Source organism: Roseomonas sp. GC11 (genome assembly GCF_024437745.1).
GTDB lineage: Bacteria > Pseudomonadota > Alphaproteobacteria > Acetobacterales > Acetobacteraceae > Pseudoroseomonas.
The window spans coordinates 41,320-65,147 of record NZ_JANFNY010000005.1 but is presented as its reverse complement, the minus strand read 5'-3'; the positions used below and the strand labels follow the sequence as shown (position 1 = coordinate 65,147).

Annotated in this window: 23 protein-coding genes and 1 tRNA gene; 11 read left to right on the top strand and 13 right to left on the bottom strand. The window is 71.2% G+C overall.

Translation table 11 applies throughout. The features are described 5' to 3' along the window. Nucleotides 1-32: 32 nt before the first annotated feature. Nucleotides 33-926 carry an ROK family protein gene (locus tag NON00_RS02945; protein WP_256017517.1) on the bottom strand — a complete coding sequence of 298 codons (894 nt, stop codon included), beginning with the start codon at nt 924-926 and terminating at the stop codon, nt 33-35. A 130-nt stretch (nt 927-1,056) separates the two neighbouring features. Here NON00_RS02945 and NON00_RS02940 point away from each other — a divergent pair, with 130 nt between their 5' ends. The 7 genes from NON00_RS02940 (at nt 1,057) to NON00_RS02910 (ending at nt 6,643) form a co-directional block, all read left to right on the top strand. Further along, nucleotides 1,057-1,389: a DHCW motif cupin fold protein gene (locus tag NON00_RS02940; protein ID WP_256017515.1), complete on the top strand. Its 333-nt coding sequence runs from the start codon at nt 1,057-1,059 to the stop codon at nt 1,387-1,389. Between the two features lie 46 nt (nt 1,390-1,435). Beyond that, nucleotides 1,436-1,687: a sulfurtransferase TusA family protein gene (locus tag NON00_RS02935; protein WP_256017513.1), complete on the top strand. Its 252-nt coding sequence runs from the start codon at nt 1,436-1,438 to the stop codon at nt 1,685-1,687. A 10-nt stretch (nt 1,688-1,697) separates the two neighbouring features. Beyond that, nucleotides 1,698-2,627, top strand: coding sequence for a histone deacetylase family protein (locus NON00_RS02930; protein ID WP_256017511.1), 930 nt, complete (start codon nt 1,698-1,700; stop codon nt 2,625-2,627). Nucleotides 2,628-2,689: 62 nt separating this feature from the next. Next, nucleotides 2,690-2,935, top strand: a complete 246-nt coding sequence (locus NON00_RS02925; protein WP_256017509.1) for an exodeoxyribonuclease VII small subunit — start codon at nt 2,690-2,692, stop codon at nt 2,933-2,935. 11 nt (nt 2,936-2,946) lie between these two features. Further along, on the top strand, nt 2,947-3,846 hold the full coding sequence (locus NON00_RS02920) for a polyprenyl synthetase family protein (protein WP_256017507.1): 900 nt from the start codon (nt 2,947-2,949) through the stop codon (nt 3,844-3,846). Further along, a complete protein-coding gene (dxs, locus tag NON00_RS02915) occupies nt 3,846-5,810 on the top strand; it encodes a 1-deoxy-D-xylulose-5-phosphate synthase (protein ID WP_256017505.1) in 1,965 nt (654 codons plus the stop codon). Before NON00_RS02920 ends, dxs begins: the two co-directional genes overlap by 1 nt. Before the next feature lie 92 nt (nt 5,811-5,902). Beyond that, nucleotides 5,903-6,643: a TlyA family RNA methyltransferase gene (locus NON00_RS02910; RefSeq protein WP_256017504.1), complete on the top strand. Its 741-nt coding sequence runs from the start codon at nt 5,903-5,905 to the stop codon at nt 6,641-6,643. A 104-nt stretch (nt 6,644-6,747) separates the two neighbouring features. Here the strand turns inward: NON00_RS02910 and NON00_RS02905 are convergent, their stop codons facing one another. The 4 genes from NON00_RS02905 to fabI form a co-directional block, all read right to left on the bottom strand. Then, complete coding sequence (locus NON00_RS02905) at nt 6,748-6,897, bottom strand: peptide chain release factor 1 (RefSeq protein ID WP_256017503.1); 150 nt, start codon at nt 6,895-6,897, stop codon at nt 6,748-6,750. Between the two features lie 210 nt (nt 6,898-7,107). Then, complete coding sequence (locus NON00_RS02900) at nt 7,108-8,337, bottom strand: hypothetical protein (protein ID WP_256017611.1); 1,230 nt, start codon at nt 8,335-8,337, stop codon at nt 7,108-7,110. A 240-nt stretch (nt 8,338-8,577) separates the two neighbouring features. After that, nucleotides 8,578-9,684, bottom strand: a complete 1,107-nt coding sequence (gene aroC / locus NON00_RS02895) for a chorismate synthase (protein WP_256017502.1) — start codon at nt 9,682-9,684, stop codon at nt 8,578-8,580. 185 nt (nt 9,685-9,869) lie between these two features. Next, on the bottom strand, nt 9,870-10,706 hold the full coding sequence (gene fabI / locus NON00_RS02890; protein WP_256017501.1) for an enoyl-ACP reductase FabI: 837 nt from the start codon (nt 10,704-10,706) through the stop codon (nt 9,870-9,872). A 129-nt stretch (nt 10,707-10,835) separates the two neighbouring features. On the opposite strand from fabI, the gene pdxH reads away from it, so the two are divergent. From pdxH to NON00_RS02875, 3 genes are all read left to right on the top strand, one after another. Next, on the top strand, nt 10,836-11,456 hold the full coding sequence (gene pdxH / locus NON00_RS02885) for a pyridoxamine 5'-phosphate oxidase (RefSeq protein WP_256017500.1): 621 nt from the start codon (nt 10,836-10,838) through the stop codon (nt 11,454-11,456). Beyond that, nucleotides 11,453-12,880 (top strand): bifunctional aminoglycoside phosphotransferase/ATP-binding protein, encoded by a 1,428-nt coding sequence (locus NON00_RS02880; protein WP_256017499.1) that lies wholly within the window; start codon nt 11,453-11,455, stop codon nt 12,878-12,880. Before pdxH ends, NON00_RS02880 begins: the two co-directional genes overlap by 4 nt. A 310-nt stretch (nt 12,881-13,190) precedes the next feature. Further along, entirely contained in the window at nt 13,191-14,066 is an 876-nt protein-coding gene (locus NON00_RS02875) for a universal stress protein (RefSeq protein WP_256017498.1), read from the top strand. Between the two features lie 145 nt (nt 14,067-14,211). Here NON00_RS02875 and hpf read toward each other — a convergent pair whose 3' ends face one another. From hpf to NON00_RS02840, 7 genes are all read right to left on the bottom strand, one after another. Further along, on the bottom strand, nt 14,212-14,826 hold the full coding sequence (gene hpf / locus NON00_RS02870; protein WP_256017495.1) for a ribosome hibernation-promoting factor, HPF/YfiA family: 615 nt from the start codon (nt 14,824-14,826) through the stop codon (nt 14,212-14,214). Nucleotides 14,827-14,938: 112 nt separating this feature from the next. After that, nucleotides 14,939-16,489 carry an RNA polymerase sigma-54 factor gene (locus tag NON00_RS02865; protein WP_256017493.1) on the bottom strand — a complete coding sequence of 517 codons (1,551 nt, stop codon included), beginning with the start codon at nt 16,487-16,489 and terminating at the stop codon, nt 14,939-14,941. Nucleotides 16,490-16,552: 63 nt separating this feature from the next. After that, nucleotides 16,553-17,305: an LPS export ABC transporter ATP-binding protein gene (gene lptB, locus NON00_RS02860; RefSeq protein ID WP_256017490.1), complete on the bottom strand. Its 753-nt coding sequence runs from the start codon at nt 17,303-17,305 to the stop codon at nt 16,553-16,555. Further along, a complete protein-coding gene (locus NON00_RS02855) occupies nt 17,302-18,384 on the bottom strand; it encodes an LptA/OstA family protein (RefSeq protein ID WP_256017488.1) in 1,083 nt (360 codons plus the stop codon). The genes lptB and NON00_RS02855 overlap by 4 nt, the downstream gene beginning before the upstream one ends. Further along, complete coding sequence (gene lptC / locus NON00_RS02850) at nt 18,384-19,082, bottom strand: LPS export ABC transporter periplasmic protein LptC (protein WP_256017486.1); 699 nt, start codon at nt 19,080-19,082, stop codon at nt 18,384-18,386. Before lptC ends, NON00_RS02855 begins: the two co-directional genes overlap by 1 nt. Before the next feature lie 290 nt (nt 19,083-19,372). Beyond that, a complete protein-coding gene (locus NON00_RS02845; protein WP_256017474.1) occupies nt 19,373-20,026 on the bottom strand; it encodes a ribonuclease D in 654 nt (217 codons plus the stop codon). Nucleotides 20,027-20,101: 75 nt separating this feature from the next. Next, a tRNA-Leu gene (locus NON00_RS02840) sits at nt 20,102-20,185 on the bottom strand. Between the two features lie 236 nt (nt 20,186-20,421). Here NON00_RS02840 and NON00_RS02835 point away from each other — a divergent pair. Next, complete coding sequence (locus NON00_RS02835; protein ID WP_256017472.1) at nt 20,422-21,129, top strand: pirin-like bicupin family protein; 708 nt, start codon at nt 20,422-20,424, stop codon at nt 21,127-21,129. 153 nt (nt 21,130-21,282) lie between these two features. On the opposite strand, the gene NON00_RS02830 is transcribed toward NON00_RS02835, so the two are convergent. Next, nucleotides 21,283-23,796 (bottom strand): cation:proton antiporter, encoded by a 2,514-nt coding sequence (locus NON00_RS02830; RefSeq protein ID WP_256017470.1) that lies wholly within the window; start codon nt 23,794-23,796, stop codon nt 21,283-21,285. Between the last annotated feature and the right edge of the window lie 32 nt (nt 23,797-23,828).

Sequence of the window (23,828 nt, the reverse complement as noted above, 5' to 3'; positions counted from 1 at the left end):
CCACCCCAAATTTTCCTTGGGGGACCCCGCCTTCAGTCCCAGAGGCGGGCGGCGCCGAGGACGCCTGACGAGTCGCCGTGTCGCGCGGGGAGGAGGTTCACCCGCGCCACGTCGCCGAAGATATAGGGGGCCATCAGGGCGGGGACGCGCTCGTAGAGGGTGCGCAGGTTGGAGAGGCCGCCGCCCAGGATGATGGCCTCCGGGTCCAGCAGGTTCACCACACCGGCCAGGGCGCGGGCGAGGCGGTGGGCGTGGGTTTCCAGGGCGGCGCGGGCGGCGGGGTCGCCGGCGGTGGCGGCGGCCTCGATGCCGCCGGCGTCGCGCTGGCCCTCGCCCTTCCAGCTGGCGGCCAGGGCGGGGCCGCAGAGCATCGTCTCGATGCAGCCGTGATGGCCGCACCAGCAGCGCGGGCCGGGGTGCTCGGCGGCGGAGGCCCAGGGCAGGGGGGTATGGCCCCATTCGCCGGCGACGCGGTTCAGCCCTTCCAGCACCCGGCCGCCCACCACCACGCCGCCGCCCACCCCGGTGCCGAGGATGACGGCGAAGACCACGCCATGCCCCGCCCCCGCGCCATCGGCGGCCTCGCTGAGCGCCAGGCAATTGGCGTCGTTGGAGACGCGCACGGGCCGGCCGAGCCGTGCCGCCAGATCCTGGTCCAGCGCCCGCCCGTTCAGGCATTGGGTGTTGGCGTTGCGCACCACCCCCGTGGCCGGGCTGAGGCTGCCGGGAATTCCCATGCCGATGCGCGCCGCCCGCGCGCCCAACTGCCCTTCCACCCCCTCGACCATGGCGGCGAGGTTGCCAATGATGCCCTCATAGTCGCCGGGCGTGGGCTGGCGCTGGCGCAGCAACACCTCTCCCTGCTCCCCGAGGGCGACGATTTCGGTCTTGGTGCCTCCCAGGTCGAGGCCGATGCGCGGGATCATGCCGCGACGATGCCCCTTGCGATGGGCCCGGACAACCCGCCGCCCGCCAGCGGCGGGCGGCCCTGGCAGAAAAAAGAAGGGGGTGCGGGGGAATTCATTCCCCCCCCCTTTTCCCCTAACCTTATTCCCCATGAAGATTCCCCCCCTCCCCTATACCGTCACTGACTGGTCCCAAATCGAGCCGACGCGCCATGCGGGCGAGAGCGGCGAGGCGCTGTGGCGTACCTTCACCGTGGGCGAGCTGCGGGTGCGGGTGGTGGAGTATTCGCCGGGCTATGTGGCCGACCATTGGTGCGACCGCGGCCATGTCGTCTATGTGCTGGAGGGCGAGGTGGAGGCCGAGCTGAAGGATGGCCGCCGCTTCGTGCTGCGCCCTGGCATGGGCTACCAGGTGTCTGATTTCGGCGATGCCGCGCACCGTTCCTGCACGCCGAAGGGCGCGAAGCTGTTCATCGTCGATTGAGAGTTGGCCTTGCGTCCTCGCCCGCCCGGCGTTCATCATGCCGGGCATGAGCGAGACAACGCTGGACGTCCAGGGCCTGACCTGCCCCCTGCCGGTGCTGAAGGCCAACAAGGCCCTGCGCGGCCTGCCCGCCGGGGCGAAGCTTGTGGTGCTGGCCACCGACCCGGCCAGCGTGAAGGATTTCCAGGCCTATAGCCGCGAGACGGGGCATGCCCTGGTTGGCTTCAGCGAGTCGGCCGGGCTGTACCGCTTCACGCTCCGCAAGCGGGACGAGCCGGCGGTGGCTGAGGCGCCATGAGCGTCCTGCCATGAGTGTCCTCCTCGTCACCCACCGGGCCTGCCTCGGCCATTCCAATGGCGAGGACCACCCGGAATGCCCGGACCGCCTGCGCGCGGTGCTGACGGCGCTGGAGGCCGAGGAGTTTTCCGACCTGATCCGTGAGCAGGCCCCGGCGGCGACGCTGGAGCAGCTCGCCCGCGTCCACCCCGTTTCCTATGTGGAGGGCCTGCTGGCCATCCGCCCGCCGGAGGGGGAATGGGTCTCGATCGATGGCGACACGGCGATGGGCGCGGGCAGCGCCGAGGCCGCGCTGCGCGCCGCCGGGGCCGGGGTGGCGGCGGTCGATGCCGTGTGCCGGGGCGAGGTGCGGCGGGCCTTCTGCGCCGTGCGCCCGCCCGGCCACCATGCCGAGCCGGGCCGGCCCATGGGTTTCTGCCTCTTCGCCAATGCGGTGGTGGCCGCCCGGCATGCCCAGGCGGCGCATGGCATCGCCCGCGTGGCGGTGCTGGATTTCGACGTGCACCACGGCAATGGCACCCAGGCGGCGGTGGAGGCGGATGGCTCCATCCTCTTCCTCTCCTCCCACCAGTCGCCCTGCTACCCGGAGACGGGGATGGAGAGCGAGACGGGGGTGGGCAATGTCGTCAATGCCACCCTGCCGCCGGGGGCGGATGGCGCGGCCTTCCGCGCCGCCTGGGGCAACCGGCTGCTGCCGGCGCTGGAGGCCTTCCGCCCGGGCCTCGTGGTGATTTCCGCCGGTTTCGACGCCCATGCGCGGGACCCGCTGGCGCAGCTGCGCGTGCGGGAGGTGGATTTCGGCTGGCTGACCACGGAAATCTGCCAGATCGCGGACCGGCTATGCGGTGGGCGGGTCGTCTCGCTGCTCGAAGGCGGCTATGATCTGGCGGCGCTGGCGGCCTCGGCCGCCAGCCATGTGCGGGCGCTGATGCGCGCCTGAGCCTGCCAGACGTTCGCCTGCCTGACATTCCCCTGCCTGTTCCTTCGCCTGAGGTTGCTCCCATGTCCGAGACGCTCCACCAGGACGTCGCCGCCCTGTCCTTCGAGGCCGCCCTGGCCGAGCTGGACGCCATCGTGAAGAAGCTGGAGGGCGGCCAGGCGAAGCTGGAGGACGCCATCGCCGATTACGAGCGCGGCGCCCTGCTGCGCCGCCACTGCGAGGCCAAGCTGGCCGAGGCGGAGCAGAAGGTGCAGGCCATCGTGGCCGGCCCCGGCGGGGCCGCCGCCGGCCTGCGCGACCTCGACTGAGCGGCCGCCCCATGTCCGGCACGCCGCTCACCCTCGCCCTGGCCGCCGCCGCGGCCGAGATCGAGCACGCCCTCGACACCCTGCTGCCCCCGGCGGAGGGGGCGGAGGCGCGGCTCTACGCGGCCATGCGCTATGCCGCCATGGGCGGCGGCAAGCGGCTGCGCGGCTTCCTGGTGCTGGAGGGGGCGGCGCAGTTCGGCGTCTCCCGCGTCTCCGCCCTGCGCGCCGCGGCGGCGATCGAGATGCTGCACGCCTATTCGCTGGTGCATGACGACCTGCCGGCGATGGACAATGACGATCTGCGCCGCGGCAAGCCCACCGCCCACCGCGCCTTTGACGAGGCGACGGCGATCCTGGCCGGGGATGCCCTCCAGGCCCATGCCTTCGCCGTGCTGGCGGCGGAGGACACGCATTCCGACCCCGCCGTGCGGGCCGAGCTGTGTCTGCGCCTGGCGCTCGCCGCCGGCCCCAAGGGCATGTGCGGCGGCCAGATGCTGGACATGCTGGCCGAGGACAGCGCCGAGCCGCTGAGCGAGCCGGCCATCGGCCGCCTCCAGCTGCTCAAGACCGGCAAGCTGATCGAGTTCTCCGCCGAGGCCGGGGCCATCCTGGGCAAGGCGCCGGGGCCGCAGCGCCATGCGCTCTGCGCCTATGGGCGCGAACTCGGCGCGGCCTTCCAGATCGCCGATGACATCCTGGACGCCACCGCCAGCGCGGAGGAGGCGGGCAAGGCCACCGGCAAGGACGCCGCCGCCGGCAAGGCCACGCTGGTCGGGCTGCTCGGCCTCGATCGCGCGAAGGTGCAGGCGGAAAGACTGGCCGCCCAGGCCCGGGCGCATCTCGACAGCTTCGGGGATCGTGCCGATCTCTTGCGGATGCTGGCCGACTACACCATCGCCCGGAGGTCCTGATGGCGAATTCCCCGAATGCGGCGGCGGGTGGCCTCGTGCCCCCCGCCACGCCGCTGCTGGACCGCGTGCGCATCCCCGCCGACATGCGCAACTTCTCCGCCGAGCAGCTCCGGCAGCTCGCCGCCGAGCTGCGCGCCGAGACGATCCACGCCGTCAGCCAGACGGGCGGGCATCTCGGCGCCTCGCTGGGCGTGGTGGAGCTGACGGTGGCCATCCACGCCGTGTTCGACACGCCGCGGGACCGGCTGATCTGGGATGTCGGCCACCAGGCCTATCCGCACAAGATCCTGACCGGGCGGCGCGACCGCATCCGCACGCTGCGGCAGGCGGGGGGGCTGTCCGGCTTCACCCGCCGCAGCGAGAGCGAATACGACCCCTTCGGCGCCGCGCATTCCTCCACCTCCATCTCGGCCGGGCTGGGCATGGCGGTGGCGCGCGACCTGAAGCGCCAGGCGGGGGCGAGGGATGACCGCAACGTCATCGCCGTCATCGGCGATGGCGCGATGAGCGCGGGCATGGCCTATGAGGCCATGAACAATGCCGGGGCCATGCGCTCCCGCCTGATCGTGGTGCTGAACGACAATGACATGTCGATCGCGCCGCCGGTGGGGGCGATGTCGGCCTATCTGTCGCGGCTGATTTCCTCCCGCCCCTTCCTCTCGCTGCGGGAGATGATGGCGAAGCTGGCGCGGCGCTTCCCGGCGCCGCTGGAGCGCGCCGCGCGGCGGGCCGATGAATATGCGCGCGGCCTGCTGACCGGCGGCACGCTGTTCGAGGAGCTGGGCTTCTATTACGTCGGCCCGATCGATGGCCACAGCCTGGACCACCTGCTGCCCATCCTGCGCAACCTGCGCGATGCGGAGGATGGCGCGCCCGTGCTGCTGCATGTGGTGACGCAGAAGGGCAAGGGCTATGCCCCCGCCGAGGCCAGCGCCGACAAGTACCACGCGGTGGCCAAGTTCAACGTGGTGACGGGCACCCAGGCCAAGGCGCCGCCCGGCCCGCCGACCTATACCAAGGTCTTCGCCCAGTCGCTGATCGCCGAGGCGGAGGCGGATCCGCGCATCGTGGCGGTGACGGCGGCCATGCCCTCGGGCACCGGGCTCGACCTGTTCGAGAAGCGCTTCCCGAAGCGCTGCTTCGATGTCGGCATCGCCGAGCAGCATGCCGTGACCTTCGCCGCCGGCATGGCGACGGAGGGGATGAAGCCCTTCGTGGCGATCTATTCCACCTTCCTCCAGCGCGCCTATGACCAGGTGATGCATGACGTGGCGCTGCAGAAGCTGCCCGTCCGCTTCGCGCTGGACCGCGCCGGGCTGGTGGGGGCGGATGGCGCCACCCATGCCGGGGCCTATGACATCGCCTATCTCGGCTGCCTGCCGCAGATGGTGCTGATGGCGCCCGCCGATGAGGTGGAACTGGCTCATATGGTCGCCACCTCCGCCGCCTTTGACGAGGGGCCGGTGGCCTTCCGCTTCCCGCGCGGGGAGGGGTTCGGGCTGGAGGCGGTGCCGGCGCGCGGGCGGGTGCTGGAGATCGGCCGTGGCCGGGTGCTGCGGGAGGGCACGAAGGTGGCGCTGCTCAGCTATGGCGGGCGGCTCCAGGAATGCCTGAAGGCGGCGGACGAGCTCGCGGCGCGCGGCCTGTCCTGCACCGTGGCCGATGCCCGCTTCGCCAAGCCGCTCGACACCGCGCTGGTGGAGCGGCTGGCGCGCGAGCATGAGGTGATGATCACCCTGGAAGAGGGCTCGGTCTGCGGCTTCGGCGCGCTGGTGATGCACCATCTGGCCGGGCGCGGCCTGTTCGACCATGGGCTGAAGTTCCGCCCGATGACGCTGCCGGACCTCTACCTGGACCACGACACCCCGAAGGCCCAGTACGAGACCGCCGGCCTTTCCGCCCGCGCGATTGTCGAGACCGCCTGCGCCGCCCTGGGCGTCGCCGCGCAGACCGCCCGCGCGTAAATCAGAACGGAAGGCGGGGTCCGGGGGGACCCTGTCCCCCCGGCGGGGTCCAGGGGCGGAGCCCCTGGAATCCTGCCCCTGGAGTGATAACCATGCCCAAGCAACGCGCCGATGTGGCGCTGGTCGAGCGCGGCCTTGTGGAGTCGCGCGCCAAGGCGCAGGCCCTGATCATGGCCGGCAAGGTGTTTTCCGAAACGCGCCGGGTGGAGAAGCCTGGCCAGCCGGTGGCGGAGGACACGCCGCTGGAGGTGAAGGGCCAGGAGCACCCCTGGGTGAGCCGTGGCGGCATGAAGCTGGCCCATGCCCTGTCTTATTTCGGGCTGGACCCGGCGGGCCGCGTGGCGGTGGATGTGGGGGCCTCGACGGGCGGCTTCACCGATGTGCTGCTGCATCATGGCGCGGCGAAGGTCTATGCCGTCGATGTCGGCCATGGCCAATTGGCGTGGAAGCTGCGCAGCGATGCGCGGGTGGTGGTGCTGGAGAAGACCAATGCCCGCCGCCTGGATGCCACGCTGATCCCGGAGGCGCCGGGGGTGGTGGTGTGCGATGCCAGCTTCATCGGGCTGGCGACGGTGCTGCCGGCGGCGCTGGGGCTGGCGGCGCCGGGGGCCTGGGCCGTGGCGCTGATCAAGCCGCAATTCGAGGCGGGGCCGGAGAAGGTGGGCAAGGGCGGCGTGGTGCGCGACCCGGCGGTGCATGACGAGGTCTGCGCGCGGGTGGTGGAATGGTGGTCCGCCCTGGCGGGCTGGTCCGTGCTGGGGGTGGAGGCCAGCCCCATCCTGGGGCCGGAGGGCAACCGGGAATTCCTGATCGCGGCACGGCGGGAAGGCTAGGCCGGGCCTGCCGGCGCGGCCTTTATGAGAGGGGCTTTGCCCCTCTCATACTCTCCCCACCAAAGGCCTGAGGCCTTTGGAAACCCATCCGTGAGTCCTCTCCCTCAGGCCGCGCGGGGGGCGGCCGGGGCGGCTTTGGCGCCGGAGATTTCCTGCAGCAGCGACCAGACACGATGCGGGTCCATCTGGACCTCCGGATCGTTCAGCAGCCGGTCCAGCTCCACCAGCTTGGCTTCCATCTCTCGTTCAGACATCGGAGCGCCCTTGGAGGCAGGGGTTGCGGGATTGCATTGCAACGCACCATGCCGGGAAAAAGTGGCAGCACCGAGACGAAACTTTGCGGTGGGCGTGGAATGTGTCCGTCACGTTTCGGTTACGAATGCCTCGGTTTGATACAAAAACCCCCGCCGCACCGATCGGGTGCCGCAGGGGTTTTTTGTTTTCAAAATGTTAAAGGAGAAGCCTCAGCAGGAGGCGATGGCCGGCAGCAGGGCGGGCTCCCGCGCCGCCGGATGGGACTGGTTGCGGAATCGCAGCTCCCCGGCCTCCGCGCCGTCGGGCGGGGCGAGGCCGAACATCTCCAGCCGGGTGGCGCAGGCGGCGGCGGTGATTCGCGCCGCGGCCTGGGTGGTGAAGAAGCGGCGCACGGCGCCTTCCAGCTCCAGCGTCTCGCGCAGCATGCGCCATTCGGCGCGCTCGATATCGTCGAGGAAGATGCAGACGATGCCCGGCCGCGTGCCGGTGAGGCCCTGCTCCGCCGCCGCGCCGAGGTGGCGGACGACGGTGGCGGCCAGGGCGTTCTCCCGCCCGGCGCGGGCGGCCATGACGAAGAGGCTGCCCGCCGCCGGGTCGCCGGTCACGGCCAGATGGGCATCGGGGCCGAAGAGGTCGCGCAGCTTCTGCGGCAGGGCCTGGGCGATGGACTGCCCGGCGGCCTGGACGCCGGCGAGCATCAGCGGGTCCAGCTTCAGCACGGCGGCGGCGGTGGCGTCCTGCCGCTTCTCGGTGGCGAGGAGGTTGCTCACCTGGCGCTGGAGGTCGGCGAGGGCCGCCTGGTCCTGGATGCCCTCGGGCAGGGTCATCTTCAGCAGGTAGCGGCCGGGATGGGCGGCCAGCCAGGTTTGCAGGTCGGGGTTGATGCCATCCACCAGGGTGCACCAGTCCTGCCGGTGCAGGTGGCGGCCTTCCTCGGCGGAGACGGTGCGGCAGGCGAGTTCCGCCGCCATGCCCTCGCGCTCGATCAGCAGGTCATAGGGCGCGTCATCGGCGAGGCCGGCGAAATGCACGGTGAAGCCGCGCGCGCGCTGGCGGCTGGCCTCGCGCAGCAGGTGGAAGAGGGGGATGAGGGTGGCCTCCCCCGTCAGCCCCTCCATCAGGCGCTGGCGCAGGCGGGCGCGGGGGTGGGCGGGCAGGGTATCGGCCAGGGCCACGGCCTCGCGCGCCAGGGCGAGGACCTGCTGCTCGGCGGCGCTCAGGCGCGGGGTCTGGCGCGGGTCGGCGAGGCGGGCGAGGAGGAGTTCCAGGGCGTGGCGCTGCTGCGCGGCGCGGCCGCTCCAGGAGCGGGGGCGGGCGCGGGCGGCGATATCGGCCATGCGCTGTCGCCAGACCTGTTCCCCGGCCAGGGCCAGGAAGCCGCGGCAGGCGCCGCTGGCATCGGAGGTGGCATCGTCGGTGGCGGGGGAAGCCTGGAGCATGGTTGAGGTGCCTCGGCCGTTCTGTGTGCCTTCCCTATCCTGACAGACCCGAAAATAGTCAAGTGCTTTGCTTGGTTATTCGGTGGATGCTCTTTCTGATGGCGGGGTCCGGGGTGGCCCTGCCACCCCGGTGGAGGGGTCTGGGGAGGCGGAGCCTCCCCAGAGAATCTTCTTTTCGTTTGGGGAGGCGGAGCCTCCCCAGAGAGCAAAGCCTGGTGTGGGGAGGCGGCGCCTCCCGCCTCAGTTGCGCGGCAGCCGGGGCCGGGTGGGGGCATCCGGGTTCTGCGCCCGGTGGCGCAGCAGGTGGTCGGCGAGGACGCAGGCCATCATGGCCTCCCCCACCGGCACGGCGCGGATGCCGACGCAGGGGTCATGCCGCCCCTTGGTGAGCACTTCGACCTCTTCCCCGAAGCGGTCCACGCTGCGGCGGGGCGTGAGGATGGAGGAGGTCGGCTTCACCGCGAAGCGGGCGATGACGGGCTGCCCGGTGGAGATGCCGCCCAGGATGCCGCCGGCATGGTTGGAGAGGAATTCCACCTCGCCCTGCGCGCCCATGCGCATCTCATCGGCATTGGCCTCGCCATCGAGGGCGGCGCTGGCGAAGCCCTCGCCGATCTCGACGCCCTTGACGGCGTTGATGCTCATCAGCGCGGCGGCGAGGTCGGCATCCAGCTTGCCATAGAGCGGCGCGCCGAGGCCCACGGGCACGCCCTCCGCCACCAGTTCGATGACGGCGCCGAGGGAGGAGCCGGCCTTGCGGGTGGCGGCCAGCTTTTCCTCCCACAGCGGCACGGCGCCGGGGTCGGGGCAGAAGAAGGGATTTCTGTCGGTTTCCGCCCAGTCGAAGCGGGCGCGGTCGATGCCGAGCGGCCCCATGGCCACCATGGCGCCGCGGAGGAGGATGCCATCGCCCAGCACCTTGCGGGCGATGGCCCCGGCGGCGACGCGCACCGCCGTCTCGCGGGCGCTGGAGCGGCCGCCGCCGCGATAGTCGCGCACGCCGTATTTCAGGTGGTAGGCGAGGTCCGCATGGCCGGGGCGGAAGCGGTCCTTGATCTCGCCATAGTCCTTGCTGCGCTGGTCCTGGTTCTCGATCACCAGGGCGATGGGCGTTCCGGTGGTCACCCCCTCGAAGACGCCGGAGAGGATGCGGACCTGGTCCGGCTCCTGCCGCTGGGTGACGAATTTGCTCTGGCCGGGGCGGCGCTTGTCGAGGAAGGGCTGGATATCCGCCTCGGTGAGGGGAATGCCCGCCGGGCAGCCATCCACCACGCCGCCAATCGCGGGGCCATGGCTCTCGCCCCAACTCGTGACGCGGAAGAGATGGCCGAAACTGTTGTGGGACATGGGCGGGGCACCGGCGGCAAAGGTCAAGGGCGCCGGTTATGCGGGATGGGAGGGGGAATGGCCAAGGGGGCAGCGCGAAGGCATGTCCGCCGAGGGGCAAACTGAAAGAAAAACTGGGGAGGCTCTGCCTCCCCAGACCCCTCCGCTGGGGTGGCAGGGCCACCCCAGGCCCCGCCTTCCGGGGGTCAGACCACCGAAATGTCCGGCGCGTCCACCGCCTTCATGCCGACAATGTGGTAGCCGCAATCGACATGGTGCACCTCGCCCGTGACGCCGGAGCCGAGGTCGGAGAGCAGGTAGAGCCCCGCACCGCCGACATCCTCGATGGTCACGTTGCGCTTCAGCGGCGCGTTGTACTGGTTCCACTTCAGGATGTAGCGGAAATCGCCGATGCCGCTGGCCGCCAGCGTCTTGATCGGGCCGGCGCTGATGGCGTTGACGCGGATATTCTGCCCGCCGACATCGACCGCCATGTAGCGGACGCTGGCCTCCAGCGCCGCCTTGGCCACGCCCATCACGTTGTAGTGCGGCGTGACGCGCTCCGCCCCCAGATAGGAGAGGGTCAGCAGCGAGCCGCCCTCCGGCATCAGCGCCGCCGCGCGGCGGCTGACCGAGACGAAGGAGTAGCAGGAGATGTCCAGCGCCTGGAGGAAAGCCTCCCGCGGCGTGTCCATGTAGCGGCCGCGCAGGAACTGCTTGTCGGCGAAGCCGATGGCATGGACCAGGAAGTCGATCTTGCCCCAGCGCTTTTCCAGCTCGGCGAAGACGGCGTCGATGCTGGCCTCGTCGGTGACATCGCAGGGCAGCAGGATGTCAGCGCCGATGGACTGGACCAGCGGGCGGACGCGCTTCTCCAGCGCCTCGCCCTGGTAGGTGAAGGCGATCTCCGCTCCCTGGGCGGCCAGGGCGCGGGCGATGCCCCAGGCGATGGAGCGGTCATTGGCGACACCCATGATGAGGCCGCGCTTGCCGGCCATCAGCGTGCCGGTGGGGATCGTCGCTTGGGGATCGGCAGCTTCCATGGGCAGGCAGAACCGCTTTTCACTGTTGGGGGGAGGAGGGACGGGGCGCAGGGCATTCCCCGGGCTTTCCCCGTTGCAAGGGTGTGGGCGTGGTGGCACACCCCCGACGCCTGGGCAAGGGGGAGCCGCATGACCGCGCCGATCACCGCCACCGAACCTTTCGCGCTGTTCCGCGACTGGATGCAGGAGGCCGAGGCTTCCGAGCCCAACGACCCCAATGCCATGACACTGGCCACCACGACGCCGGAGGGCTTTCCCTCCGCCCGCATCGTGCTGCTGAAGGGGCTGGAGGAGCGGGGTTTCGTCTTCTTCACCAACCGGCAGAGCCGCAAGGGGGATGAGCTGGCCGCCAACCCGCGCGCCGCGCTGCTCTTCCACTGGAAGACCCTGCGCCGGCAGGTGCGCGTCGAGGGCGCGGTGGAGCTGGTGAGCGAGGCGGAGTCCGATGCCTATTATGCCACCCGCCCGCGCCTGTCGCGGCTGGGGGCCTGGGCCTCGCAGCAGTCGCGCCCGCTCTCCGGCCGGGCGGAGCTGGAGGCGGCGGTGGCCGCGGCCGAGGCCCGCTTCCCCGGTGAGGATGTGCCCCGCCCGCCGCACTGGGGCGGCTACCGCCTGCTGCCGGCGCGCATCGAGTTCTGGCAGGACATGCCCTTCCGCCTGCATGACCGCCGCGTCTTCCTGCGGCTGCCAGAGGGCGGGCCGGAGAGCGGGCCTGGGGGCGGCTGGCGGGTGGAGACGCTCTACCCGTGACCATCCCGGCGGGGCAGGCGGAGGCGGCGGCGCTGCTCCGCCGCCTCACCGGGGATGAGCGGCCGGTGGAGACGCATATCTCCGCCATCTTCATCGGCCCCGACCGGGTGCTGAAGCTGAAGAAGGCCGTGGCGCTGGAGTTCCTGGACTTCAGCACGCTGGCGGCGCGGGGGCGTTTCTGCCAGCGCGAATTCGCCCTGAACGCGCCGGCCGCGCCCGGCCTCTACCGCGCCGTCCACCCGCTGACGCGGGGCCCGGATGGCGCGCTGCGCCTCGGCGGGGAAGGCCCGGCGGAAGAGTGGGTGCTGGAGATGGCGCCCCTGCCGGCGGCGGATTTCCTCGATGCCATCGCCGCGCGCGGGGCGCTGGATGCGCCGTTGCAGGATGCGCTGGGCGATGCGGTGGCGGTGCTGCATGCCGCCTTGCCCACGGTGCGCGGCTGGGCCTCGCCCTCTGCCCTGGCGGCGGTGGTGGAGGGGGCGGCGGAGGCCGCGCTCTCCACCGGCCTGCCGCCCGCGCGCATCGCCGCGTGGCGGGCGGCGGCGCTGGCGCTTGACCGCCGCCTGGCCCCCGCCCTGGTGGCGCGCGATGCGGCGGGGCGGGTGCGGCGCTGCCATGGCGACCTGCATCTGGGCAATCTGGTGCTGTGGCAGGGCGCCCCGGTGGCCTTCGACGCGCTGGAATTCGACGAGGCCCTGGCCACCATCGACACCGGCTATGACCTCGCCTTCCTGCTGGCCGATCTGGTGATGCGCGCCGGCCTGCCGGCGGCCAACCGGGTGCTCAACCGCTATGTGGCGCGCGGCGGCGATGCCGGGCTGGTGGCCGGGCTGCCGCTCTGGCTGTCCCTGCGTTTCCTGATCCGCGCGCATTGCCTGCAACGGGTGGGGGAGGATGGGCTGCCTTGGCTGGCGCGGGCCGAGGCCGCGCTCTCCCCGCCGCCGCCCTGCCTGATGGCCGTGGGCGGCCTGCCCGGCGCGGGCAAGAGCCTGCGCGCCCGCCAGCTGGCCCCCGCCCTCGGCGCCCTGCCCGGCGCGCTGGTGCTGCGCAGCGACGAGATCCGCAAGCGCCGCCACGGCGTCCCCCCCGAAACCCACCTTCCCCCCTCCGCCTATACCGAGGCGGAGAGTGCCGCCGTCCATGCCGAGCTGTTCGCCGAGGCCGAGCAGGCCCTGCGTGCGGGCCACAGCGTGATCGCCGATGCCGCCTTCCTGGACCCGGCGATGCGCGCGGGCATCGAGGCGGTGGCGCGGCGCGCCGGTGTTTCCTTCAGGGGCCTCTGGCTGGAGGCCCCGCTGGAGGTGCTGCGGGCCCGCGTGGCGGCGCGGCGGGGTGATGCCTCCGATGCCGATCTGGCGGTCCTTGAGGCGGCCGCGCGCCGCGACATCGGGGCGCTGGGCTGGGAGCGTTGCGCGGCTGGCTGAAGGCGGGGTCCGGGGGGACCCTGTCCCCCCGGCCGGAGGGTCTGGGAGGGCGGAGCCCTCCCAGTTTTCTTTCAGCTTGGGTCTGAGAGGGCGGAGCCCTCCCAGTTTTCTTTCAGCTTGGGTCTGGGAGGGCGGAGCCCTCCCAGTTTTCTTTCCGTTTGGGTCTGGGAGGGCGGAGCCCTCCCAGTTCGGGACATTTTTTTAACGAGTCGTCTCGCCGTGTGACGGCTCCCTTCGCCGTGCTTGGCTGTTAGACTGGCGATGAGACCGGGCACACCAAGGACCCGGGCATGATGAAGGAGAGCGACCCATGGCCTATCGCCGGCTGCTGCTGCCGCTGACCGGAACCGCCGCGGGCGAGGCGGCGCTGAACACCGCGCTGATGGTGGCGCGCACCTGGAACGCGCATGTCCACTGCCTGCATGTGCGGGTGGATGCGCGGGACGTGGCGCCGCTGGCGGGCGAGGGCCTTTCCGGCGCCATGATCGAGGAGATGATGGCGGCGACGGAGCGCGAGAGCGGCGAGCGCGCCGGCCGCGTGCGGGCGCTGTTCGAGAAGTTCGTGCAGGGCCGGGATGTGACGATCGCCCTTTCCGCCGAGAGCGCGCTGAAGACCGAGGGGCCGACGCTGTCCTTCGAGTCGATCGCGGGGCGGGAGGAGGATATCGTGGCGCAGCAGTCGCGCCTCTATGACATGGCGGTGGTGCCGCACCCGGAGGCGGATGAGGATGTCTCCTCCTCCGACGCGCTGCATGCGGTGCTGTTCGACTCGGGGCGGCCGGTGCTGATCGCCCCGCGTGAGGCGCCGAAGACGATTGGCAGCCGCGTCTGCTGCGCCTGGAACGGCACGGCGGAGAGTGCCGCGGCGGTGGCGGCGGCGCTGCCCTGGCTGCACCATGCCGAGGCGGTGCGCGTCCTGCACAGCGAGGATTACCAGCGGCGCGGGCCGGCGGCGGAAGGCTTGCAGGCCTATCTGCGCTGGCACGGCATCAGCGCGGAGGCGGTGCCCTTCAAGCCGCTGACGCGTGAGGTCGGCGCCGGGTTGCTGGGCGCGGTGCGGGATTTCGGGGCGGACCTGCTGTGCATGGGCGCCTACAGCCATTCGCGCCTGCGCCAGCTCATCCTGGGCGGCGTGACGCGGCATGTGCTGGAGAATGCCGATATCCCGGTGCTGATGTGCCGGTAAAGGAAGAGCCGGGGCGCTGCCCCGGACCCCGCTGGGGGAACTGAGTTCCCCCAGACCCCCACGACTGTTTTTCTGAAGGCGGGGTCTGGGGTGGCCCTGCCACCCCAGACGAGGGGTTTGGGGAGGCGGAGCCTCCCCAAGGGCCTCAGGCCGCGGCGGGGTCGATCCAGCCGATATGCCCATCCGGGCGGCGATAGACGACGTTCAGCTGGCCGCTGCCGCGGTTGCGGAACATCACCACCGGCACCTGCCCGAGGTCGAGGCGCATCACCGCCTCGCTGACGGAGAGGTGGGCGATCTCGGTGGGCGCCTCGGCGATGATGGCGCCGTGGTCGCCCTGGTCCTGCGGCGCCTCGGGGGCGGCGGTTTCCAGCTGTTCTTCCTCGGGCTCCTCCAGGGGCTGGGCGAGGATCACCTGGCGCGCCGTCTCGGCGCTGCGCGGCAGGCGTTCATCGGCCAGGCTGCGGGAATGCTCGTTCATGCGGCGCCGGTAGCGGCGCAGGCGCTTGGCGATGTGTGTGGCGGCCTCGTCGAAGGCACGGTGGGCATCGGCGCCTTCGCCCTCGCCGCGCAGGCTCAGCCCGCGTCCGGCGTGGATATCGATGGTGCAGCCGAAGAAAGACCGGCTCTTGGAGAAGGTGACATACGCTTCCAGGGCGTGATCGAAGTATTTCTTGGTGACGGTCTTCAGACCCTCGGCCACATGGACCTTCAGGGCTTCGCCGGTTTCGACCTGTTTCCCTGCGACGACGATGTGCATGGCGGGGTAACCCCTCCTTCTTGTATGGGGGAGGGGCCGCCCCTGGGGACGGCGAAGCGGACGGGGTGCGCCTGCCTGCCAGGGTATGGCAACCGGGTGCGCCCGCTTCGGGTCAGGCCGGGACGGCCTTCTCCCGTTTGCGCTGCACCGAAGATGGTATCCGCAGCGCTTCCCTGTATTTGGCCACCGTTCGCCGGGCGATGTCCACACCTTCCCGACGCAAAGCTGCGACGATGGCGTCATCGCTGAGGATATCATCCGGCGTTTCCGCCGCGACCATGCTGCGGATACGATGGCGGATGGCCTCGGCGCTGAAGGTCTCCCCGCCGGTGCCGCCGATGGCGGTGGTGAAGAAATATTTCAGCTCGAAGAGGCCGCGCGGCGTCGCGATGTATTTGTTGGCGGTGACGCGGCTGACGGTCGATTCGTGCATTTCCACCGCCTCCGCCACGTCGCGCAGGATCAGCGGGCGCAGGTGCTCGACGCCGTGGCGGAAGAAGCCGTCCTGGCGGCGGACGATCTCGGCGGCGACCTTCAGGATGGTGCCGGCGCGCTGCTCCAGGCTTTTCACCAGCCAGTTGGCGGCCTGGAATTTCTCCGAGAGGAAGGCGCGGTCCTCGCGCGAGGCGCTGACCAGGGCGCGGGCGTGGAAGCCGCGGTTGACCAGAACGCGGGGCAGGGTCTCGGGGTTCAGCTCCAGCACCCATTCGCTGGCCTCCCCCGGGGGGGCGCCCGGGATGCCTCCCATGGTGGTGCCGCTGGTGTCGCCCGGGGTGGCGCTGCGCAGCGGGGCGCGGCGCATCAGCACATCGGGCAGCAGGGCGGGGGGCGGGGTATCGTCGTAGCCGGCGCCGGGCTTGGGGTCGAGGCGCTTCAGCTCCGCCACCATCTCGGCCAGGTCCTCGGCATCGACGCCGCAGGCGCGCATCAGCCCGCGCATGTCGCGCCGGGCGAGGAGTTCGAGGTTGTCGAGCAGGGCCTGCATGGCCGGGTCCAGCCGGTTGCGCTCGGCGAGCTGGGCGGCGAGGCATTCGGCGAGGCTGCGGCAGAACATCCCCACCGGCTCGAAGCGCTGCATGCGGGCGCGGATGGCGGCGACATGCGCCTCCTCGCAGCCCATGGCGGCGGCGATGGCGGCATCCTCCACCAGCAGCCGGCCGGAGGGGTCGAGCAGCGCGATCATCTGCGCGCCGATCAGCCGGTCCCCCGGCGTGTCGAAGGCGAGGCGAAGCTGGGTGGCGAGTTCCTCGCGCAGGCTGCGCGGGCGGTCGGGCGCCATCTCGTCGATGCCGCGCTCATCCTCGCCGAAGTCGAGCCGGCCGCCCCGGCCGCCGGCCTCCTGGAAGCCGCCCTCGCCGTCATAGACGTTGGACCAGTCGCCGATGTCGAGCGGAGCCTCGGACTCGGCCGGCAGGGTGGGGGCGGCGGCGCTCTCGAAGCAGTCGGCGGGGGCGGTGGCGGCGGGGGCGGGCTCGGCGCGCTCGGCCGGCAGCTCGGGGCGCTCGTCGCGCTCCAGCAGCGGGTTGCGCTCCAGCTCCTCCTCGACGAAGGCGATGACCTCCAGATTGGAGGATTGCAGCAGCTTGATGGCCTGGCGCAGCTGCGGCGTCATCACCAGGGACTGGCTCTGCCGCAGGTCGAGGCGCGGACCGATGCCGGCCATGCGGGTCAGCCCTTCAGGCGCGGGGCGGGGGCGGCCGCACGGATGGGGTGCAGCGCAGCCATGCTAGAGGCTGAACCGCTCGCCCAGGTAGACGCGGCGCACGCCCTCATGCGCCACGATGTCCTGCGGCGTGCCTTCCATGAGCACCTGCCCGTCATGCAGGATATAGGCGCGGTCGATGATCTCCAGCGTCTCGCGCACATTGTGGTCGGTGATCAGCACGCCGATGCCGCGGTTCTTCAGGTGCTTCACGAGGTCGCGGATCTCGCCCACGGCGATGGGGTCGATGCCGGCCAGCGGCTCGTCCAGCAGCACATAGGCGGGGTGGGTGGCGAGCGCGCGGGCGATCTCGCAGCGCCGCCGCTCGCCGCCCGAGAGGGCGAGGGAGGGGGAGCGGCGCAGATGCGTCAGCCCGAATTCCGCCAGCAGCTCGTCCAGCATCTGCTCGCGCCGGGCGCGGACGGGCTCCACCACCTCCAGCGCGGCGCGGATATTGTCCTCCAGGCTGAGGCCGCGGAAGATCGAGGCTTCCTGCGGCAGGTAGCCGAGGCCCATGCGGGCGCGGCGATACATGGGCAGGGTGGTGACGTCGTGCCCGTCCATGAAGACTTGCCCCTGGTCCGGGCGGACGAGGCCGGTGATCATGTAGAAGGTGGTGGTCTTGCCGGCGCCGTTGGGGCCGAGCAGGCCCACGGCCTCGCCACGCTTGACGCTGATCGAGACGTTGCGGACCACGGGGCGCTTCTTGTAGCGCTTGCCGAGGCCGGTGGCGACCAGCCCGGCCTCGCCGGGGACGACCTTGAGGGAGGGGCTCACCGGGTGTTCGCTCCGCCGGGGTTGCGGGGTTGCGGGGCGGGGTTCTGGCCCTGTTGGCCCTGGCTGGGCTGCCCCTGCGGTTGCAGGGCCTGCTGGCCCTGCTGCGGGATGATCAGCCCCTGCACGCGCTGGCCGGGGGTGGAGACGAGGCGGGCCACGCCACTCTTCATGTTGACGATGGCTTCCTGGCCGTTGAGCTGGTTGTCGCCGCGGGTGATGCGCACGCCGCCGAGCAGCCGGGCCATGCCGGTGGTTTCGGAATAGACGCCACGGTCGCCGCGCACCACCTCGGCGGGGGTGCGGATCTCGACATTGCCGAAGCCCTCGACGCGGTCGAGCTGGCTGCCCTCGGCGCCGGCCGCGCTTCCCGCCGGGGAGGCGGGGCGCGGTGCCGGGCTGGCCGGGCGGGTGGCGGCCGCGGTGTTTCCGGCCGGGGGCGCGCCCTGGTCGCGGAAATAGCCCACCAGCGTGTCGGCGGCGATGCGGCGCTGGTCCTCCGTCACCACCACGGCGGCGCCGCGCGCCACGGCCATGCGGCGGGCGGGCCAGTATTCCATGCTGTCGCGGCTGGTCAGCGTGTCCTTGGGGGTGGTCAGCTTCAGGGCGCGGCCGGTCATCACCATCACGGCCTGATCCATGTCGTAGATGGCGCGGTCGCCCTCGGCATGGTCGGTGGCGGTGTCGATGCGGACATTGCCTTCCGCCTCCAGCCGCCAGATCTCGCCGCCGGACATCGGGGTCTCGGCGCCGCCGGGCGTGGCGGGCGGGCTCGCCCCCTGGCTCGCTCTGGGGCGGTAGCGGGCGATCAGCCGGTCCGCCGTCAGCGTCACGCCGCCGCGCACGGCGCGGGCATTGCCGCGCGCGATCACCACCTGTTCCAGCTGGCGCCACTCGATGCCATCGGTGGCGGTGACCTCGACGGGGCCGCCCTGGGTGAGGTCCAGCGCCTGGGCGCGGGCGGCGGCGGGCAGCAGGGCGGCGCCGAGCAGCGCCAGCAGAGCCGCGGCGGGCAGGCGGGGCAGAGCCTGGGTAGGCAGAGCCTGGCGGGGCAGAGCCTGGGGGGAGAAGGTGGCGCGCATCAGTGGCCGCCCTCCAGCACGGCGCGGGCATGGCCGGTGAAGACCACCACCTGGCCCCGGTTCTCCAGCCGGAAGCCCTCGCTCACCAGGGTGCCGAAGGGCCCCTGGGCGGCCACGGGGCGGTCCCCGGTGGCACCGCCGGCGGTGATGTCGATCTCTGCCGTCTCGGTCCGCAGCATGCTGCCATCATCATGCCAGAGGGTCACGTCGCCGTTCAGCGACAGGTGGTTGGCCTCGCGCTGGTAGCGGCCCTGGCGGGCCTCCAGCAGCACCCAGGCGCCGCTGCTCAGCAGCATGTCGGCGCGGGGCTGGTCGAGGTCGATCGGCGCGTCCTGGTTCTGCTGCAGGGCGGTGGCGGCGGTGACGTTCACCGGCCGGCCCTGCTCGTCGATCCCCTGGTAGCGCGCGGCGGAGAGGCGCATGGCCTCGGCGCTGGTCTGCGTCACGCGGCGGAAGGCGAGGCGGCCGCGATCCTCCGCCCGGTCGAATTCCGGCCAGAGGGCGATGGCCGCCAGCAGCCCGAGGGCCGCCACCGGCAGCAGCCATTTGGCCAGCACCAGCGCGACGCGCCGCCGCGCCATCGACCCCGCATCCAGCGTCTGCCGCGCGCGGGAGGGCAGCAGCGTCCGGGGCCGGCCGGTGCCGCGCTCGGCGCGGGGCGCGGGCGGGCGGCCGCGCGGGGGGGAGGACAGGGTCATGCCTTGGCTTTGCTGGCGGCTTTGCGGGCCGGCCCCACCGGCATCTCGGCCCCCGCGGGGGCCTGGCGAGTCGCAGGGGCTGGGCGAGTCGCGCACGGGGCGGGATGGGGAGAGGACCTCACGCCCCTTGTATGGGGCGGCAACCCCGCCGGGTCAACGCAGGAGTGTGGCGCCCTTCCAAGAACCATGCCAGTTCAGCATTGTTCCAGGGCGTTGGAAGCAGAAGAAAGGGGGGTGAATTTCACCCCCGCCGCGCAGCCCGGGCGGAGAAACCCGGCGGGCCGCCCGCCTCAATGGGCGAAGATGTCAGGCTCCTCATAGCCCATCAGGTCCAGCTGCCCGCGCGCCGGCAGGAAGCGGAAGCAGGACTCGGCCAGCTCCAGCCGCCCCTCGCGCTTCAGCAGCGCCTCCAGCTTCGCCCAGAGCGCATGCAGGTGCAGCACGTCGGAGGCGGCATAGGCCAGCTGCTCCGGCGTCAGCTCCGGCGCGCCCCAGTCGCTCGACTGCTGCTGCTTGGAGATCTCGACGCCCAGCAGCTCGCGGCAGAGGTCCTTCAGCCCGTGGCGGTCGGTGAAGGTGCGCACCAGCTTGGCGGCGATCTTGGTGCAGCGCACGGGGGCGCATTCAATGCCCAGGGCGGCGCGCAGGATGGCCACGTCGAAGCGGGCGAAATGGAACAGCTTCACCACATCCGGGTTGGTGAGCAGCGCCTTGAGGTTGGGGCAGTCAGCGCCCCGGCCCCCCAGGCTCTCCGGGATGATCTGCACGCAGTGCGCGTTGCCATCCCCGGCCGAGAGCTGCACGAGGCAGAGCCGGTCCCGCCGCGGGTCGAGGCCCATGGTTTCGGTGTCGATGGCCACGACGGAGCCGAAATCGAGGCCGTCCGGGAGGTCGTGCTTGTGCAGCTTGATCATGGCATTCGGTGCGAAAAGGGTGTGTCCCATATCGCCATCCCCTGGCGTGCCGCCTTTCGGCGTGCCGCCGGCGACCGAACCGCCGTATGGATTTGCAAGGGAATATGCCCAGGAAAGGACTCGAACCTTCACGACCTTGCGGTCACTGGCACCTGAAGCCAGCGCGTCTACCAATTCCACCACCTGGGCAAGGAGGCGAACCGCCGTTTGGCGTGAGAGGGCTTTTATGGGGCCGCCGCGCCTCCGTCAACGGGGGTCTTTGCAAAAATACGACAGCGGATCGAAGGGGCGTCATCCACCCCTTCATCAACGCCCTTCATCAACTCCCTTCATCACTGGCGTGGATGGTGGCGATAGGCGGCGCTGCATCGCCAGCGGGGGGCTGGCGCGCCTATCTCCCGCCCCGACAGGACGAGGATGCCCCCATGATCGAGATCCGCCCCTTCGCCGAGCTGGGCCAGGCCGAATTCGGCTGGCTCAAGGCCCGCCACCACTTCTCCTTCGGCCATTACAGCGATGCCGAGCGCATGGGCTGGGGCCGCATCCGCGTCTGGAATGACGACGAGATCGCCCCCGGCACCGGCTTCGACCCCCACCCGCACCGGGACATGGAGATCGTCACCTTCGTGCGGGAGGGCGCCATCAGCCACCGCGACAATCTGGGCAACCAGGGCCGCACCGAGGCGGGCGATGTGCAGGTGATGTCCGCCGGCAGCGGCATCGTCCATGCCGAGTATAATCTGGAGCCGGTCACCACCAGCCTGTTCCAGATCTGGATCCGGCCGGACCGCCTGGGCCTGCCGCCCGCCTGGGGCAGCCGCCGCTTCCCGCGCGGCACGGGGGAGGGCTTCACCCTGCTGGCCTCCGGCCGGGAGGGGGATGCGGCCAGCGGGGCGCTGCCGCTCAACGCCGATGCCGCCGTGCTGGCCGCCACCCTGGCCCCCGGCGAGGCCGCCACCCTGGCCATCGCCGCCGGGCGGGTGGGCTATCTGGTGGTGGCCAAGGGCGCCGCCGGGCTGAATGGCCAGGCCCTCGGCCTGCGCGACGCCGCCGCCATCGCGGGGGCGGAGGAACTCCGCCTCACCGCCGGCGGGGAGGGGGCGGAACTCGTGTTCGTGGAAACAAAAGAGTAAGCGTTCTTTTTTGAAAAAAAAGAACCAAAAAACTTTTTCAGTTGGGCGCCCCGCCGTGCCGGGAGACGGCGGCAGCCTGGAAAAAGTCTTTTTGCTTCTTTTTCTTCAGAAAAAGAAGATTCTTAAAATCAGACGATCACTGGAAACGCGCCGCTAGACCCCCAGGCCGGGCACGGCCTCGACCGGCCGGCTGGCGGCGCGCTTTTCCGCCACGCGTTCGATGCGGCGTTCCAGGGCCGGGGCCTCGGCCAGCAGGCGGTGGAAATCCGCCGCGCTCAGCTCCAGCAGGTGGCAGAAGCTGGTGGCGCGGGCGCGGCCCTGGCGGCGCTGGCCCTGGATCACCTCCACCTCGCCGAAGATGTCGCCATGCGAGAGCAGGCTCTCCTGCCCCTCCCGGCTCAGCGTCACCTCGCCCCGGCTGATGAGATAGACCGAGCGGGAGCGCTGGCGGCGGCGGTAGATATCCTCCCCCGGCACGGTGAAGCGGCTGGTCACGCTCATGGCGAGGTCGTGCAGCAGCGCATCCTGCAACCCGGCGAAGAGCGGGAATTCCGCGATGCGCTTGTCGAGGCCGGACTGGATGTTGAACTGCAAGGGCCGCGTCACCTGCCGGCGGATCGCCTCCAGGCCGCGCATCAGCTCCTCGTGCAGTTCCTCGCCGACGAGGGATTCCTGGCGCAGCGTGGCGTATTCCTCCGCCTCCAGCCGCAGGCCGAGCTGGCGCAGCAGCCGCGTCTCCAGCGCCTCGGCATAGCCGGGATATTGCAGGCGCAGCGTGTCCATCGCGTCCTGCAGCAGGTCCTCCCGCCGGGCGATGATGTCGCGCACCACATCGGTGACGCGGCTGCCCAGCACCGGCTCCATCCGCCGCCGCATGAAGCGCGACATGGTGGCGGAGACGAGATGCGTCAGCAGCAGCATCTCGAAGCGCTCGGCCATGCAGTGCATCAGCGGCTTGTCGATGCGGAACTGCCGGTGCAGCCTGTGGGCGAGGTGGAAGCGCAGCCCCGGCTGGAGGCGCCGCCGCGCCGCCTGGATATAGCCGAGCCGCCCCTCGGTGCGGGCGCCGTCGATCATGCTTTCCGCGTTCCACAGCAGGCTCTCCATCATCCGGCGGGAGAGGCCCTGTTCCTGGAACAGTTCCAGCAGCAGGGAACGCTCCTGGCTGGCGAAGGTGATGAGGCCGAGGGTGACGCGCTCGCGGTCGGAAATCGCGGTGTCGAAGGTGTTGGCGGCCGTCTCCACCTTCACGCGGCGGTCGTAGATCTCGACGACATGCGCGGTGGTGGGGGCGGAGAAGCCGTAATCGGCGGCGGTGTCGCGCAGCTTGTCGCGCACCTCGCCAAGGCCGATCGCCACCACCTGGTTGCGCAGCGCCTGGTCCGCCGGCGAGAGCCGGTCGAGCTTCAGCGCGCGCACCAGGAAGCGCAGCGTGGTGCCGTTCACCAGCAGGGTGGAGAGCACATAGCCGGTGGCGACGATGGCCACGAATTGCTGCACCTCGCGCGGGACGGCGCGGTTCTCGGTGACGGCGAGCGCCAGCGCCAGGGTGATGGCGCCGCGCAGCCCGCCCCACAGCATCGTCACCTTGAAGGGGATGGGCACGCGCTGCGACAGCTTGGCCAGCAGCAGCAGCGGCATGACGCCGAACAGCACCGCCGCGCGCGCCGCCATCGCCGCCAGGACGACAACGCCGATCAGCATCAGGTCATGCTGCTGCATGCCCAGCAGCAGCTTCGGCACCAGCATCGAGGCGAGGATGAACACCATCGAGCTGGCCCAGAAGGAGAGCTGGTCCCAGATATCCTGGAGGAACTGCCAGGAGCGCGGGCGGAAGGTGGAGGGGCCGACGGCGCTGACCGTCAGCCCCGCCGCCGCCGCCGCGACGACGCCGGAGAATTCCAGCGCCTCATCGCACAGGATGTAGGCGACATAGGGCAAAGCGAGGGTCAGCGTGACCTCGGCCATGCGGTTGCCGCCCATCCAGGGCAGCACGGCCAGCATCGCCCGCGCCAGCACGAAGCCCACCGCCATGCCGCCGGTGAAGGAGGTGAGGAAGGTGAGCGCCGCCTCCATCGGCGCCGCCGGGTGGTCGCCCGTCAGCTGCGCCAGGAAAATGGTGAAGATGGAGATGGCGGCGGCGTCGTTCAGCAGGCTCTCGCCCTCCACCAGCCGGGTCAGCCGGCTGTTGGCGCCGATCTCGCGGAAAATGCCGACCACGGCGGAGGGGTCCGTCGTCGCCACGATGGCGCCCAGCATCAGGCAGGCGGTGAGCGAGACGCCGGCGATGGGCGCCAGGGCGAAGCCGATGGCCGCCGTGGTCACCAGCACGGCGACCACGGCCATGACCAGCACCGGCGCCCAGTCCCGCGCCAGCCGCCGCACATCGATCGAGAGCGAGCCGTGGAACACCAGCAGCGGCAGGAAGACGAAGAGGAAGACCTCGGCATTCACCGGGAACTGCACCAGGGTATTCGCCACCTCGTCGAGCGGGGTGGGCTTGGCGGTGTCGAGCAGCAGCGCGGCGCCGCCGCCCAGCAGCACCCCCACCACCGCCAGCAGCACCGTGCTGGAGAGCATCAGCCTCCGCGCGAGCGGCTGGATGGCGCTGACGACGACCAACAGCAGGGCGATGGCGAGCAGGGTATTCGGCAGGGTCGTCAGCATGCGGTCCACTCATCTGGCGCGGCGGGGTGTGT